Genomic DNA, 14,324 nt, shown 5'->3' with positions numbered 1-14,324 from the left:
GCAAAATTCATTATTTGAACGCTCTAGGCCGGAGGATGTCCGGTTTAGAGCTTTTCTTACATCATCGCGGAAAGAAGAGGTACAAAAGTATGACACAGTTTTCAGAGAGAATCTTAAACACGCCCGCATCCTTTATCAGGGAAATTTTAAAAGTGATCCAGCAGGATGACATCATCTCCTTTGCAGGAGGACTGCCTAATCCGGTTTCCTTTCCAAAGGAAGATCTTAAACAGTCTATGGAAAGGGTCATTGACCAATATGGTGATGAGGTCTTCCAGTACTCCAGTACGGAAGGCTACCGGCCGCTCAGGGAATGGGTGGCAAAGAGATACCGGGACGAATACGGGATGGATGTACAGGCGGTCGATGTATTGATCACGACAGGGTCGCAGCAGGCTTTGGATCTGATGGGAAAGGTACTGATCAATCCCGGTGACGCGCTGGCGATCGAAGAACCCGGCTATTTGGGAGCTATTCAGGCATTTACCGTATTTGAGCCGGATTTCTGCCCGGTGCCTCTTTTGGATGATGGGATGGATCTGGACAGGCTGGAGCAGATCCTGGAGGAGAGGAATGTAAAACTTTTGTATACGGTTCCAAACTTTCAAAACCCAACCGGACTTACATATTCTGTGGAGAAAAGAAATGCACTGTGCAGTCTTTTAAACCGCTATTCTGCCTATTTGATCGAGGATGATCCGTACGGACAGCTGAAGTTTGAGGGAGAGGCGCTTCCTTATATCGGATCGTTCGGCCTGAAAAAGAGTGTGCTCTTCGGGACGATTTCAAAGATCATCACACCGGGAATGAGACTTGGATGGATCTGCACGAAAGACAAAGAACTGATGCAGCATCTCGTGACCGCAAAGCAGGCGGCCGATCTGCACAGCAATATATTTGCCCAGTATGCAGTGTATGATTATCTCATGAACCATGAATTAAACGAACACATCGGCAAAATCAAAGCCCTCTATAAAGAGCAGAGCGATGTCATGCTCCAGGCAATGAAGGATTTCTTTCCGGACACTGTCACTTATACCATGCCGAAAGGAGGCATGTTTGTATGGGGATCTCTTCCGGAAGGCGAGTCATCCCTCGAATTATTTGATCGTGCGATGAAAGAAAAGGTCGCTTTCGTACCGGGCAATCCGTTTTATGTGAACGATGAGAAGCCGGTGCCCACATTCCGCCTGAATTATACGAATTCCGAGCCGGAAGTGATCCGGGAGGGAATCCGGCGGCTCGGCAGGCTGATGGAGAGTTATTAATCTGACTCGAACTTGATTTCATAGTGGATCACCAGAGTCAGAAAAGATCTCAAAAGGATGACGGCTCCCAGCATATAAAGTTCGTTCATGTTTTTGGTGATGACGGTCCTGAGTATTTCGCCTCCCAGTTTGAACTCCAGGGCAAAAGCCAGCATTTTGGCCAATTCCAGTTTGATCTCCCTTCCCTCCGTGGTAAATCCTGCCCGGAGATATTGGAGAAAAGCCTTGATACAGCCAAAGACGATGACAAAGATCCCGAAAAGTTCCAAGAGGTGGATGCAGAGCATCACGGTTTCCGTTAAAAGATGATCAGGCATATTGCTGTACGCTTTCTATGTTTTTGTAAAATAGCTTCATTTTATAGTCTGCATGTTTGTAAGATTTCATTCAAATATGGTATAATAAAACTACTATAACAAAAAGGCAGGAAATAAAAATGAATCAAGCAAAAAACGGCAGTGCAGCTGTATTGCTATATAATTTAGACAGCTCTGAGCGGGCAAGAAAGATAAAGTTTATCCTGATCCGCATGGGTGTACGGATAAAAAATATAAAAAAAGAAGATTATCTGAAACCAATCGGGGCACTGGCAGGAGTTCCCGGCATTGAACCAGGAGACAGCTGCTATGACGGCCCCGGATTCACAGAAGAGATGCTTGTCATGAAAGGCTTCTCCGGCCGTCAGATTGATGAGATGATTTTGAGTTTCCGAAAAGAGAAGCTTAAAAAGATAAATTTAAAGGCCGTTCTGACGGATACAAACCAGACTTGGGACTCTATGACTCTATATGAGAATCTCAGGGAAGAACATGAACAGATGTCCGGGCAGTGATCGAATCTGGGGAGTTATGCAATGAAAATCAGGGATTATTATAGGGATCTTGGGAAATCGACAGCGATTTTATCGGTTAAGCAGGGGCTTAATTCTGGGTTCCTTTGTACTTTTATTTAAGAGTTTTCCATATCCGCCTTATCAGGAATTTATAACCGCTTTCCTGGGAGGGCGGATTTTGAATATTTTAGATGCTACGGCCATGTGCATCACGATGCTATCCTGTGCGCTGTTCCGGCTGAGTGTCAGGGCGGCAAAGAAGTTTGAAGCGATGCATACGGCGGGAGCAGAGTATTTGTTCAACTTATCCATACTGAATCTGCTGTCGATCGTCATGATTACTCATTTGTTCGCAGGAGCCGGCGTACTGCTGAGAGAGAGGATTACGGCAGGCCGGTCCCGCCGGAGGAATTCATTAAGATTTATCTTTAACAGACCGAAAAGGAGTGAGTGATGTGCAGCAGATGATTACGGTCCTGGACTTTGACGATTTATACGATAAGGAAGAGTTTTATAAATCAGCCCCTTATCAGCGGATCGGCCTGACAGAAGTTCAGGGGACCAACGGATACTGTGAGGATACTGCGGCGGAGACGATCAGAGAAAGGATCAGGGCAGGAAAGCCCTCTCATATTTATTTTCTAGGTTCCGGAAATTACCATTATGTCTCCTTTCTTCTGCAAAAAGAGATGTGCAGGGATTTTACGCTGGTGCTGTTTGACTACCACACTGATCTTCAGAAGCCGCTGTTTCCTGAACTTTTATCCTGCGGATGCTGGGTGCGGAGGGCCATGGACGAGATTGAACATCTAAAAAAAGTGATTCTGATCGGTACTTCGGCCGCATATCTGCGGGAGGTGGAGCCGAGATACAGAAACCACATGGCGGCAGTGCCGGAGGAAGAAGCTATATCCCCGGATTTTGACTGGAAGACATGGCTTCAAAGAGAGATCCTGACGGATGTCTATCTGTCTTTGGACAAGGATGTGCTGAGCCAGAGCGAGATGTCCACAAACTGGGACCAGGGCAGCATGACCGTCGGGCAGGTCTGCAGGATATGTACAATGATATCACAGGAAAGAAAAATCTTAGGGGCCGATATCTGCGGTGAATATCAGGGCGGCCTGCTGTCCGACGGAAGAGAGATCATGCAAAGTGACCGTGTCAACAAAGAAGTTTTGGAATGTTTGGACGGGCTGTTGCCCCTTTCCGATGATCCGCAGACGTAAAGAATCATTATTTACACAGAAAAGGGGATAGGTGCAATGAAGAAAAGGAAGATGACAAGGTGCTGTGTTCATCTGTACATTGGCACTGAGCGGGTGCAGCGGCAAAAATACGGTCTTGAATGAAGAAACAGATTCTGAGGATGTTACTATTATTTATTACGTTTTTCCGGAACAAATATGAGCCTGAAAATGTCAAAGTAATCGAGGAGATCATATGAGAGCCTGAAAGGGCAGAATACTTTGAAGCCCTGGAAAAGCGGATGGAAACAGGGAAGAGTGCTGATGTTTTCATGGTCAATCACGATATCCTTCTGAAACTGAAGGCGAAAGAACAGGCGGCAGATCTGTCGGGCCTTCATACGATTCCGGACTATACAGATCAAATGCTGACTAAGATGAAAGATAAGGGAAAGATGTATTGGGTTCCGACTACGGTATTTGCGTTGGGACCCTACTGCAATGAGGATTTGCTGAAAAAACATAAGCAAAAGAATCTGATTCATCCGGACGATTAAGACAGTCTTGTGAAGAGTATTCAAGCTGCAGACACAGACGGCCGGAAATGCAAAGCGGGCAGGCATGGACCGGCATTTTGCGAAACCAATCGATGTGAAAGCATTTGAACAGATGCTGTATGAATACCTTCTGGGAAATCCTTAGGTTGTAACTCTATTCTTTTTTGCATATACATAGTGCAGAAAAGAATAGGGGATGAAGCGGATGAACAATACAAAAAGGAGTTTTTGGCTGCTTTGCACGGTGTTTTTCCTGGGACTTTTGGTCACAGCCGAGAGTTTGACTGTGGAAAGGATTCTAAGGCGGAACGAAGCCATCGAAGAAGAAAAGGTATATCAGGAATACCGAAATACCGGATGTAAAAGCGGAAGACCGGATCCGCTGATACAAGAGGAGATCAAGGGACCTCCGGTGCCGGATGAATATATACCGTTTGTAAACTATTCGGATTCTTGGAATGAGGCGAGGAATTTTGGCGGAGACAGGCATCACGAGGGCACGGATATTATGTCCGATACGGTATCGAAGAAGAGAGGTGAAATACCTGTGCTCAGTATGTCTGACGGAGTCGTAGAGCAGATCGGATGGCTGAAACTGGGAGGCTACCGTGTCGGCATCCGTTCTCCGAAAGGTATTTATTTTTATTATGCACACCTTTACAGTTATGCTCCCGGAATCAAACAGGGAACAAAGATTCATGCGGGAGATATGATCGGGTATATGGGGGATTCAGGATATGGGAAGGAAGAGGGAACAGTGGGGAAGTTCCCGGTGCATCTGCACCTCGGCATATATCGGAAGGATGCAGGGCATGGAGAATACAGTGTAAATCCATATCGCTTTTTGAGGCAGGTATTATGAGTGGGAAGAGTAAAATGATCATTTTCTTTCAAGAGAAGTCATGGTAAGATAAGGATATGTATAAGGGGACAAAAAATGAGGGGATCATGTGGGTACATTCAAGAAAGGTAAGCCATCTCACCACATTAAAAAATAATATTTTTCAGGGGTGTCTTCTGATTACGTCAGGATCAATTTTGACCAACATTCTGTCTACGGCCATGATTTAACGTGTCGATGAGTTTCCCATATGGATGACCTGGCCTGTAATAATGGTTTACTATATTCAGCCACCGCTGATGGGGGCTTTACACCGTATCTATCGTCTATACAGAGAGGAAGGAACTGAGAAAGGTCATAGGCTTTGGAATCATACCTGCCCTAGTGTACAGTGTGCTCGTTCTGATCAACCCATTGACCAGAAATCTGTTTGATATCAGCCCTGGGCAGGGTTATGTAAGGAGGCCGTGGATAGTCTACACTTATTTGATCTTTTATGCGTACTGTGCCATCAGCATTGTGGTCACCGTACTGAACAAGAGAAAGATTGATAGAAATATATACCATATACTTGCGGCTTTTCCGATTCTGGCCGTACTGGTTATTCTGGTCCAGCAGAGGTATCCAAATGTAATTCTGTCCGGATCTGCAGCAACCTGTGCCCTGCTTATAATTTATCTGCACCTGCAGAATAAGCAGATTTCGATGGATTATCTGATCAATGTGCCCAACCGGAAGGAATTTTTCAATATGCTGGGGCTGATGATCAAAAAATTGCCCGAGAAGCAGTTTATACTTGTCGTCGTCTCTCTGAGGGATTTCCACCAGGTTAACAATACATGCGGACAGCAGAAGGGCGATGAGCTTCTATTATGCAAAATCAATGCCTGAGGATCAGATGCAGAAAATGACAGGAGGAACGTATGAAACGATTGTTTGAGCCGTTTTACATAAAGCATTTAAAAATAAAGAATCGTATCTGTGTGCCGCCGATGGTATGCTATAACTGGGTGAAGGAAGACGGCTGCGTGGTGCACAAAAATATTGAACATTACAGAGCCATTGCCAGGGGCGGTGCCGGCCTGATCATTCAGGAAGCCACCTGTGTTGACCCGGAGGGAAAACTCTCCAAGGACCAGCTGGGCATCTGGGAGGACAGACAGATTGACGGGCTGAAAGAGATCGTCGGTGCGGTGCATGAAGAAGGCTGCCCGATATTTTTGCAGATCCATCACGCAGGGGTGAACGGCTCCGGTGAGTATCTTCTGTGTCCGAGCGATTATGAGATGGACAAAGACGGAGAGAAAAGAATCGGCCATGAAATGACGAAAGAACAGATTCATAAGGTGCAGGATCAGTTTGTTAAAGCTGCGGTGAGAGCATATGAAGCCGGTTATGACGGGGTGGAGCTGCACGGCTGCCACAGGTATATGATGTGTGAATTTTTCAATTCGAGAGTCAACAAAAGAACCGACGAATACGGACGGCATCCGGAAAAGTTTGCGTTGGAGATTCTGGAGAGGATCAAAAAAGAAGTACCAGAAAATTTTGTTGTGGGAATCCGGCTGGGAGCCTTTGAACCCGCTCTTGCAGACGGTATCCGTCATGCAAAGATTCTGGAGAAGCACGGAATTAATTTCTTGGATATTTCCTATGGATTTTCAGGGGAAGATAAGCCTGAGGCTCCAAAAGATTTTCCGTATAAAGATGTGATCCATGCCGCGGGGGAGATCAAAAAGCATGTATCGGTTCCTGTTTTTGCGGTCAACAGCATAACGGATGCCCGGATGGCAGAAGACATTTTAGAGCGCACCGGTGTGGATATGGTGGATATCGGCAGGGGTGTACTGGTCAATTATAACTGGGCCATAGATGCGAGAGAAGGAAGAAATACCGGCAGATGCCTGCACTGCAAAGAATGTCAGTGGAGGATCGATGCCGAAAAATGTGCAGGAAGGGTCCTGCTGAACAGAAAGAGAAATACAGGGGAATAAAAAAGCTCCTTTCAGTGTGAATTTATTGGCACTGAAAGGAGCTTTTTTATTCTGTACCCACAAGGATCATGTTCTCAACCATAAAGTCCGGATTTTTATCGGTGATGAGTGTGACGCTGTCTGTCCCGGATAGAAAAACACATCAGAAGCCGGAGACTGGGGTAAAAGCAGGCCCACCGACACAGTCATGCCTTGAAAACCACTGGAGAATGGATTAAAATGAAACATGTAAAATTAAATCGTGCAAAGATAAAAACACAGTCCCGGCCGGTAGTCCGGGCGCAGAGATAAAATCTGTCAGTAACCTGCCTCCTCGGTTGTCCGTTCTTTGCTGTCGAAAGCGAGGAGTGTTTTTTATGCAAAAAATCGAGAGCAGGCTGACAGTATATTTTGACGGACCCTTTTGGGTCGGGATTTATGAACGTATTCTGGACGGAGGGTTGGAAGTGTCCAAAATTACGTTCGGGGCAGAACCAAAAGACTATGAGGTCTTGGCATTTCTGATGGAGCATCATGGAGAACTTCGTTTCAGCCCTCCCGTGGATGTTTCGGTCAAAGAGGTAAAAAATCTGAATCCCAAACGAATGCAGAGAAGTCTTCGAAGGCACAGGAACGAAGGGCTGGGAACCAAGTCCCAGCAGGCGCTGGCTGCCCGGAGGGAAGAACAAATAACCGTAAGGAAAGAGCGCAGAAAAGATCTGCGGGAAGAACGGAAGCAGCATGAAAAGAATAAGCCCAGGAATTCCTTTTTTGACGGGTGCATATATTTAGAAAAAGACCAAAAAAAGGAATGAAGTATGATATATGTAGTAAATGAAGGGGATACGATTAATTCTATTGCAGGGCAGTTTCATATTTCAAGTAGCCGGCTGATCTATGACAACCAGATTTATGCCGGGAGAGTTGTGCCCGGCCAGGCACTGCTCATTCTGGAGCCCTCTGTTGTCCATACGGTACAGGAAGGAGATACGCTGACATCTATTGCGCAGCAGTACGGCACCTCGGTTTCTTCGATTGTCAGAAAAAATCCATATCTGCTGAATGAATCAAATCTGATGCCGGGAGATGTGCTAACGATCCGCTATCGGCAGGAGCAGCTGGGGAACCTCAATGTAACGGGATATGCTTATCCATATATCAGCACGGAGATTTTAAGAGAAGTACTCTTATATTTGAATGAACTTCTGATCTTTTCTTATGGCTTTACAACCGAAGGAACGCTCATACCGCCGGCTATGGAAGAGCCTCTGATTGAACAGACATTGGAGTTTGGGGTTGATCCCATGCTTGTGCTGACGCCGTTTGCAGAGACCGGAAGTTTTAACAATCAGCTGGTTAAGGCTGTGTCGGAAGATCTTCAGATGCAGCAGGTTCTTATTGAGAATCTGGTTCAGACGGTTCAGGAAAAGCAATATGCCGGAGTGGATGTGGATTTTGAATACATCCTTCCGGAGGACCGGGAGGGATATGCCGCATTCGTAGGTAACTTAAGAGAGCGGATGAATCCCTTAGGATATAAGGTGTCTGTCGCTTTAGCACCTAAAATTTCTGCAGAACAGGCAGGCCTGTTATATGAAGGAATGGACTACGGACTTTTGGGTGCTAATGCAGATTCCGTATTTTTGATGACGTACGAATGGGGATATACGTTCGGGCCGTCAATGGCAGTTGCACCGATCAACAAAGTCCAACAGGTTTTGGATTACGCAGTGACAGAGATCCCGCCGGAGAAAATATATATGGGCATTCCGAACTATGCCTATGACTGGCCGCTCCCCTACGAGAGAGGAACCACAAGGGCAAGGACGATCGGAAATGTGGAAGCAGTGGAGATCGCAGATCAGAACGGAGTACAGATCCGGTTCGATGAGACTGCTATGAGCCCATTTTTTAACTACACGTTAAATGGAACAGAACATGAAGTATGGTTTGAAGATGTCCGGAGTATCGATGTAAAAGTCCGGACAGCAAAAGAATATGGTTTTACGGGTATCGGATACTGGAATCTGATGAGGCCGTTTCGGGCCAACTGGCTGCTGTTAGACAGTTTATTTCAGCTAAACGGCAGACCGTAGACGGGAGGGATCCTATGGGGAAACATATTGTAAGTATGATGCTGGCGGCATTGATTGGACTGGGTGCATCCGTTCAGGAGATAAGAGAAAAGGAACCCGTCAAACCGGCATTTTCCAATAAAAGCATCAGCGGTTTTTCTTACGAAAAGGTCCCGAAGGCAGTGAAAGAAAAAATCAGCGGGGTTTCTTACAGGTCCAATCCGAACATAAAAATTCAGGACCTGCGCTATGTGAAGGTGAAATATTACGGTTATGACGGGAAGATCAGGAGTGGGCAGCTGCTTGTGAATAAGTCCATTGCCAAAGATACGGTGGAAATTTTTCAGGAGCTTTATGATATGCAGTACCCGATCGAGAGTATCCGTCTGGTCGATGATTACGGCGCCGATGACACAAAATCTATGGAAGCCAATAACACCTCCGCCTTTAACTACCGGATTGTAGAAGGGACCAGTCACCTGTCCAACCATGCTTACGGCAAAGCGATTGACATTAATCCGAGGGTCAACCCCTTTGTAAAGAGAAATTCCATCACACCTGAAAACGGAAAAATCTATGCGCAGAGAGATGTAAAAAAGTGCAGAGGCAAGTATAAATATAATATGATCCACAGAAATGACCGTGTGTACCGGATTTTCAGGAAACACGGTTTTCAGTGGGGCGGTGACTGGATTACATATAAAGACTATCAGCATTTTGAGAAACGATAAGCGCCAAGACGCATTGTATTTTATGACCTTTAATAAAAAAACTCCGGTTAAAATCTATGACCGGAGTTTTTTCTGAGTGCGCCTGGCTGCGCACGTTACTAATGGGTGAAAGTCGTGTGTTCTGCAAGCTGTCAACAGCTTGCCAGTGAAAGTCTGGTCGGAGTAATCACCAGTGAGCTCCGTAACATTAAGTGAATCCTGTAGCATCGTTACGTTAGCCCTTTTGGGAAAAAGAGGGTGTCGAGTCACTGGCTTTCTGACGAAGACCACGGAAGGTGTGAAGAAACTGGAAGCAGCGCTGAAGAACCCTTCGGTGTAGAGGGAGCGGAATGTTAACATAGTTGTTGATGGAACAGAAGAGACCTCATAGTGTCATGGAACCATAAACATGTAATTCTTGATATAAGTAACACACGAAATTCAAGAAGACGCATTATGAGGAGTCGGAGGAGCCCATAGTATCTATGATGGTGCGGTAAGATAAACGTATTTGGAAAAGGGGCTCTACTTTAGTCAAGTTAAACAGGAAGGTAAGGGACAGTGCATGCCTCAAAAGGGACAACAACACTCAATAGATAAATCACGACAACTTCAATGCAAACTATACTTGGCTGCCAAAAAGGATAAGCAACGCAGATTTCATGCGTTGTATGACCGTATTTTTCGCCTGGATGTTTTATGGCGGGCGTGGAAAGAGGTAAAAGAAAACAAAGGAAGTGCCGGAATAGATGGTGTGACCTTTGAAATGATTGAAGAGTATGGAGTGGAATCATACTTATTGGATACCTAGGAAGATTTAGTAAAAGGCATCTATTATCCAAAACCAGTTAAGAGAGTTTATATATCAAAGCCAGATGGTAAACAGCGACCATTGGGTATACCTGTTATTAGAGATAGAATTGTACAACAGGCATGCAAAATAGTAGTTGAACCAGTTTTTGAAGCAAACTTTTTAGAATGCTCATATGGGTTCAGACCAAAACGGGACGCAATACAGGCAACGAAGAAGGTACAGAAGACTTTATATAAGAGCTGGTATGTAGTAGATGCAGACATAAAAGGATATTTTGATAACATCGACCATGAAATACTTATGAGTCTTATCGAAAGAAGAATCAGTGATAGACGAGTTCTGAAATTGTTTCGGCAATGGTTAAAAGCAGGAGTAATAGAAGACGGAAAATACTTCCCAACAAAAGTGGGTTCACCGCAAGGAGCGTTATGCCTTTCTAATCATAAGGTGGAGTAATAAGTCCGGTTCTTGCAAATATGTTTTTGCACTATGTATTTGATATGTGGATGAAATGAAATTTTCCGCAAGCCCCGTTTGAGAGGTATGCAGATGATAGAATAGTCCACTGCCGTACAAAAGAGGAGGCAATATGTATCAAGCAGAGCCTGGCTCAAAGGTTTGAAGAATGTAAGCTGGAACTGAATCCGACCAAGACAAGGATTGTGTATGGTAAGGACGAGGACAGGTGAAAGGAAGAAGAACTTACAGAGTTTGATTTTTCTGGGATACACATTTAAAGCAATGTATAGAATCCGATACTAAGTGGCTGGATGAATTATTTTGGGAAATACAATCCATCCGCAATGAAAGATACGCTGCTATGCATAGAAAGAAGACTTGTGAAATGGGCATGTGTATGTATAAGAACTTCCGTGGGAGAAGACGCAGGGCAGAAGAATGGCTCTGCACTTTGAGAAAGCGAGAGCCAAAACTATTTGCTCATTGGAGTATGATATATTCGTACTGCTGAATGATAAGAGCCGTATGAAAGGAGACTTTCACGTACGGTTCCGTGAGAAGTTTGAGGTGAAATTCCTCCTACTCGATTGAACTTATAAAAGATTTTGATTTAATATCTCTGCCAAACGGTTTCTGGCTTTGGTCACTGATTTGTCTGAAACTTTTTTTGCAGACAGGCAGTGTTCCAGTTGTTCCATCCGGGAATCTACCCGTGAAAAAGCAGTTTTTCTGCTTTTTGTATACTGTTCAAACGCCTTTTTGATATTTTTAAATTGTTCGCTGGCCAGATCTTTTGAAAGTTCAGCGTTTAAATATTTATCTGTCGTCTCAATCGCTCTCAGGCCCAGCCTGTACTGGCTGTCACTGAGTCCTTCCGGTTTTACGTGTGCTGTACCGCATCCGCTTAAAGTAACTGCAATCGCCAAAGCTACAATACCGGCTAAGAGATATCTTTTCATATGGAACCCTCACTTTTTGTATGAATCTAATAAAAAATCAGTAAATTTTTGTTTGAATCATACAATAGCACAGATCTCATAATGTGTAAATATTTCCACTGTACTTTTTCGTATACAAAAGATACAAAACGGAGCCTGCTATAAATCCAGGGATGAAAGGATCTCTTTTAACTGTCCTGCAGATTTATTCAGCAGATTGGATTCTTTACTGTTTAAATCAATTTCTATGACCTGTTCCGCACCGTTTTTGTTGACAATGGTCGGTACGCTCAGACAAAGGTCAGACAGGCCATATTCTCCGCTAAGCAGGCTGGAGACCGGGAGGATCGAATTTTTATTTCGAATAATGCTCTCTGCAATATGGCTGACTGCGATGGCGACGCCGTAATAGGTAGCACCTTTCTTCTCGATGATCTCATAGGCGCTGTTTCTCACATCGTCAAAAATCCTCTTCATAGATTTCTCGTGGTCAAAATGCCCGCGCATTTCACAAAATTCGTTGATGCCGATCCCTGAGACATTGGTGTCACTCCAGACAGCCAGTTCACTGTCTCCATGCTCCCCGATGATAAATGCCTGAATGCTGCCGCTGTCTACTTCCAAGTGTTCGCTGAGCAGGTATTGGAAACGTGCCGAATCCAAGACGGTTCCGGAGCCAAAGACCCGGTTTTTTGGAAATCCTGAAAGCTTTAAAGTCACATAAGTAAGAATATCAACCGGATTGGCAACAACCAATAAGATCCCCTCGGAGTTTCGTTTGGTGATCTCCGGAATGATAGATTTAAAAATGGCTACATTTTTGTGTACCAGGTCGAGACGGGTTTCATCGGGCTTTTGATTTGCACCGGCGGTTATGATGATCAGCCCGCAGTCCGCGACATCATCATAGGTGCCTGCATATATCTTGGATGTATCTACATACGGGCGCCCATGGCTTAAATCCATCGCCTCACCCTTGGCTTTTTCTTCGTTTACATCGATTAAGACCAGTTCGGAAAACAGTCCCTGGTGCATCAGGCTGAATGCGGTGGACGCACCGACAAATCCGCAGCCAATGATGGCCGTTTTTCTATTATTAATCATAAAAAATCCTCCTTTGTATTAAGTAGTTTAACAAAGGAGGATAAAATATTCATCGAATTTTGATAAAGTGAGAAACTGTATCAAAATCTATTTGTTGGATCTTCTCCAAATGTGAGCTTTTTCTGCGTCTTTGATCAGCTGGTCTCTGAAGTCTGGATGAGCGATATTGATCAGGGCTTCCGCGCGCTGCCATGCAGAGAGTCCCTTCATGTTTGCCATTCCGTATTCAGTGACGATGTAGTGGGCATTGGCACGGGTATCTGTTACAATAGACCCGTTATGCAGGGTAGGAAGAATACGGGAATGCATCTGGCCGGCCTTGTCTGTGAAAGTGGAAGAAAGACATACAAAGCTCTTTCCACCGTTTGATAAGTAAGCTCCCATGACGAAGTCCAACTGTCCGCCGGCACCGCTGATCTGTTTGATTCCTGAAGATTCTGCACTGATCTGTCCGTACAGATCCACATCCACGGCGTTATTGATAGAGATGAAATTGTCAATGGAAGAAACCCTTGCAATGTCATTTGTATAGTTTACAGGAGCACTCATACATTCCGGATTGTTATCTAAGTAGTCATATAATTTTTTGGTTCCTGCTGCAAACGCATAGGTTTGACGGTAGCGGTCGATATTTTTTCTGGCACCGGTGATCTTTCCTGCTTTTGCAATGTCTACGAACGCATCCACATACATTTCAGTGTGAACACCCAGGTCTTTCAGGTCGGATTCCGCGATCATGGAACCTACGGCATTCGGCATTCCGCCGATACCAAGCTGGAGACATGCGCCGTTCGGGATCTGGTCTACAATGAGTTTTGCAACGGCTTTGTCCACATCAGTGGCTGCTCCGCCTCCGCCCAGTTCTGCAATCGCAGGATTTCCGCCTTCGACGATCATATCAACTTTGGAAATATGTACGCCCTCTTCAAATCCGCCTAAGCAGCGAGGCATATTTTCGTTAACCTCCACGATGACACAGTCGGCTTTTTCAAGCATTGCAGCCAGGTGGGATGCGCTTGGCCCGAAGTTGAAGAATCCGTGTTCATCCATCGGGGCAACCTGCATCATCGCAACATCTATGTGATCGATATAATTGCGGTAGTATCCTGGAAGCTCAGAATAACGGATTGGTGCATAATATGCGAATCCTTCGTTGATCCATTTTCTCTCCAGTCCGCCCATGTGCCAGGAATTCCATGTAAAGTGATCGGCAGGGGAGTCGATCTTTGTAATCTCCAGCGGCCACATGACGATTCCGCCCCGGATATTAATATTTTCCAATTCCGGCATTCTTTTTGCCAAAGCCTTGTCAAGGGCAACCGGTGTGGTGACGCACCAGCCGTACTCCAGCCAATCGCCGGATTTCACAACTTTTACGGCCTCATCGGCTGTTTTAAGTTTCTTTTGGTATTCTTCCTTAAATGACATAAGTAATCCTCCTGTCTTTTATCTGTTAATTTATTAACATACCGTTTCATTGTACCATCCGCATAAAAGAAACACAAGTAAAATAATTTAAATTATGGGTGGCCTTTTTACAAGTTTTGTACTATAATTAGATACTGA

General features: G+C 44.9%; 19 protein-coding genes. 15 read left to right on the top strand and 4 right to left on the bottom strand.

The window, feature by feature from the left end:
• The first annotated feature begins 89 nt into the window (after window positions 1-89).
• On the top strand, window positions 90-1,268 hold the full coding sequence (locus P8F77_RS11745; protein ID WP_024727120.1) for a PLP-dependent aminotransferase family protein: 1,179 nt from the start codon (window positions 90-92) through the stop codon (window positions 1,266-1,268).
• Here the strand turns inward: P8F77_RS11745 and P8F77_RS11740 are convergent.
• Complete coding sequence (locus P8F77_RS11740; RefSeq protein WP_024727121.1) at window positions 1,265-1,585, bottom strand: DUF1622 domain-containing protein; 321 nt, start codon at window positions 1,583-1,585, stop codon at window positions 1,265-1,267. The genes P8F77_RS11745 and P8F77_RS11740 overlap by 4 nt on opposite strands.
• 119 nt (window positions 1,586-1,704) lie before the next feature.
• On the opposite strand from P8F77_RS11740, the gene P8F77_RS11735 reads away from it, so the two are divergent.
• From P8F77_RS11735 to P8F77_RS11670, 14 genes are all read left to right on the top strand, one after another.
• Entirely contained in the window at window positions 1,705-2,100 is a 396-nt protein-coding gene (locus tag P8F77_RS11735; protein WP_024727122.1) for a DUF3783 domain-containing protein, read from the top strand.
• A gap of 178 nt (window positions 2,101-2,278) precedes the next feature.
• On the top strand, window positions 2,279-2,554 hold the full coding sequence (locus tag P8F77_RS11730) for a hypothetical protein (RefSeq protein WP_024727123.1): 276 nt from the start codon (window positions 2,279-2,281) through the stop codon (window positions 2,552-2,554).
• 10 nt (window positions 2,555-2,564) lie between these two features.
• The gene (locus P8F77_RS11725; protein WP_024727124.1) at window positions 2,565-3,329 is read left to right on the top strand and encodes an arginase family protein; all 765 of its coding nucleotides are present in this window, start codon (window positions 2,565-2,567) and stop codon (window positions 3,327-3,329) included.
• A gap of 260 nt (window positions 3,330-3,589) precedes the next feature.
• Complete coding sequence (locus P8F77_RS11720) at window positions 3,590-3,844, top strand: hypothetical protein (protein ID WP_287519596.1); 255 nt, start codon at window positions 3,590-3,592, stop codon at window positions 3,842-3,844.
• A 205-nt stretch (window positions 3,845-4,049) separates the two neighbouring features.
• Window positions 4,050-4,706 carry a M23 family metallopeptidase gene (locus P8F77_RS11715; RefSeq protein ID WP_287519594.1) on the top strand — a complete coding sequence of 219 codons (657 nt, stop codon included), beginning with the start codon at window positions 4,050-4,052 and terminating at the stop codon, window positions 4,704-4,706.
• A gap of 465 nt (window positions 4,707-5,171) precedes the next feature.
• Entirely contained in the window at window positions 5,172-5,576 is a 405-nt protein-coding gene (locus tag P8F77_RS11710; RefSeq protein WP_024727126.1) for a diguanylate cyclase, read from the top strand.
• Between the two features lie 32 nt (window positions 5,577-5,608).
• Window positions 5,609-6,679 (top strand): NADH:flavin oxidoreductase, encoded by a 1,071-nt coding sequence (locus tag P8F77_RS11705; protein ID WP_024727127.1) that lies wholly within the window; start codon window positions 5,609-5,611, stop codon window positions 6,677-6,679.
• 356 nt (window positions 6,680-7,035) lie between these two features.
• Window positions 7,036-7,473 (top strand): YjdF family protein, encoded by a 438-nt coding sequence (locus P8F77_RS11700; RefSeq protein WP_287519590.1) that lies wholly within the window; start codon window positions 7,036-7,038, stop codon window positions 7,471-7,473.
• A gap of 3 nt (window positions 7,474-7,476) precedes the next feature.
• On the top strand, window positions 7,477-8,754 hold the full coding sequence (locus P8F77_RS11695) for a glycosyl hydrolase family 18 protein (RefSeq protein ID WP_287519588.1): 1,278 nt from the start codon (window positions 7,477-7,479) through the stop codon (window positions 8,752-8,754).
• A 14-nt stretch (window positions 8,755-8,768) separates the two neighbouring features.
• Window positions 8,769-9,464, top strand: coding sequence for a M15 family metallopeptidase (locus tag P8F77_RS11690; protein WP_024727140.1), 696 nt, complete (start codon window positions 8,769-8,771; stop codon window positions 9,462-9,464).
• Between the two features lie 544 nt (window positions 9,465-10,008).
• Entirely contained in the window at window positions 10,009-10,254 is a 246-nt protein-coding gene (locus tag P8F77_RS11685) for a hypothetical protein (RefSeq protein WP_287519585.1), read from the top strand.
• An 81-nt stretch (window positions 10,255-10,335) separates the two neighbouring features.
• Window positions 10,336-10,713: a reverse transcriptase domain-containing protein gene (locus P8F77_RS11680; protein ID WP_287519583.1), complete on the top strand. Its 378-nt coding sequence runs from the start codon at window positions 10,336-10,338 to the stop codon at window positions 10,711-10,713.
• 101 nt (window positions 10,714-10,814) lie between these two features.
• Window positions 10,815-10,946 (top strand): hypothetical protein, encoded by a 132-nt coding sequence (locus tag P8F77_RS11675; protein ID WP_334300207.1) that lies wholly within the window; start codon window positions 10,815-10,817, stop codon window positions 10,944-10,946.
• 81 nt (window positions 10,947-11,027) lie between these two features.
• Window positions 11,028-11,171, top strand: coding sequence for a hypothetical protein (locus P8F77_RS11670; protein WP_235824636.1), 144 nt, complete (start codon window positions 11,028-11,030; stop codon window positions 11,169-11,171).
• Between the two features lie 138 nt (window positions 11,172-11,309).
• Here P8F77_RS11670 and P8F77_RS11665 read toward each other — a convergent pair whose 3' ends face one another.
• From P8F77_RS11665 to P8F77_RS11655, 3 genes are all read right to left on the bottom strand, one after another.
• A complete protein-coding gene (locus tag P8F77_RS11665) occupies window positions 11,310-11,675 on the bottom strand; it encodes a hypothetical protein (protein WP_024727141.1) in 366 nt (121 codons plus the stop codon).
• Between the two features lie 138 nt (window positions 11,676-11,813).
• Window positions 11,814-12,758, bottom strand: coding sequence for an L-lactate dehydrogenase (locus P8F77_RS11660; RefSeq protein WP_287519580.1), 945 nt, complete (start codon window positions 12,756-12,758; stop codon window positions 11,814-11,816).
• Window positions 12,759-12,845: 87 nt separating this feature from the next.
• The gene (locus P8F77_RS11655; RefSeq protein ID WP_024727143.1) at window positions 12,846-14,186 is read right to left on the bottom strand and encodes a butyryl-CoA:acetate CoA-transferase; all 1,341 of its coding nucleotides are present in this window, start codon (window positions 14,184-14,186) and stop codon (window positions 12,846-12,848) included.
• Window positions 14,187-14,324 lie beyond the last annotated feature (138 nt).

Source organism: Anaerostipes sp. PC18 (assembly GCF_039789045.1).
GTDB classification, from domain to species: Bacteria; Bacillota; Clostridia; order Lachnospirales; family Lachnospiraceae; genus Anaerostipes; species Anaerostipes hominis.
This window is presented reverse-complemented; position numbering and strand designations above follow the sequence as displayed.

Coding starts and splice junctions, on each gene's coding strand:
- P8F77_RS11745 (WP_024727120.1), top strand. CDS start 90: ATGACACAGTTTTCAGAGAGAATCTTAAACACGCCCGCATCCTTTATC.
- P8F77_RS11740 (WP_024727121.1), bottom strand. CDS start 1,585: ATGCCTGATCATCTTTTAACGGAAACCGTGATGCTCTGCATCCACCTC.
- P8F77_RS11735 (WP_024727122.1), top strand. CDS start 1,705: ATGAATCAAGCAAAAAACGGCAGTGCAGCTGTATTGCTATATAATTTA.
- P8F77_RS11725 (WP_024727124.1), top strand. CDS start 2,565: ATGATTACGGTCCTGGACTTTGACGATTTATACGATAAGGAAGAGTTT.
- P8F77_RS11720 (WP_287519596.1), top strand. CDS start 3,590: ATGGAAACAGGGAAGAGTGCTGATGTTTTCATGGTCAATCACGATATC.
- P8F77_RS11715 (WP_287519594.1), top strand. CDS start 4,050: ATGAACAATACAAAAAGGAGTTTTTGGCTGCTTTGCACGGTGTTTTTC.
- P8F77_RS11705 (WP_024727127.1), top strand. CDS start 5,609: ATGAAACGATTGTTTGAGCCGTTTTACATAAAGCATTTAAAAATAAAG.
- P8F77_RS11700 (WP_287519590.1), top strand. CDS start 7,036: ATGCAAAAAATCGAGAGCAGGCTGACAGTATATTTTGACGGACCCTTT.
- P8F77_RS11695 (WP_287519588.1), top strand. CDS start 7,477: ATGATATATGTAGTAAATGAAGGGGATACGATTAATTCTATTGCAGGG.
- P8F77_RS11690 (WP_024727140.1), top strand. CDS start 8,769: ATGGGGAAACATATTGTAAGTATGATGCTGGCGGCATTGATTGGACTG.
- P8F77_RS11685 (WP_287519585.1), top strand. CDS start 10,009: ATGCCTCAAAAGGGACAACAACACTCAATAGATAAATCACGACAACTT.
- P8F77_RS11670 (WP_235824636.1), top strand. CDS start 11,028: ATGAATTATTTTGGGAAATACAATCCATCCGCAATGAAAGATACGCTG.
- P8F77_RS11665 (WP_024727141.1), bottom strand. CDS start 11,675: ATGAAAAGATATCTCTTAGCCGGTATTGTAGCTTTGGCGATTGCAGTT.
- P8F77_RS11660 (WP_287519580.1), bottom strand. CDS start 12,758: ATGATTAATAATAGAAAAACGGCCATCATTGGCTGCGGATTTGTCGGT.
- P8F77_RS11655 (WP_024727143.1), bottom strand. CDS start 14,186: ATGTCATTTAAGGAAGAATACCAAAAGAAACTTAAAACAGCCGATGAG.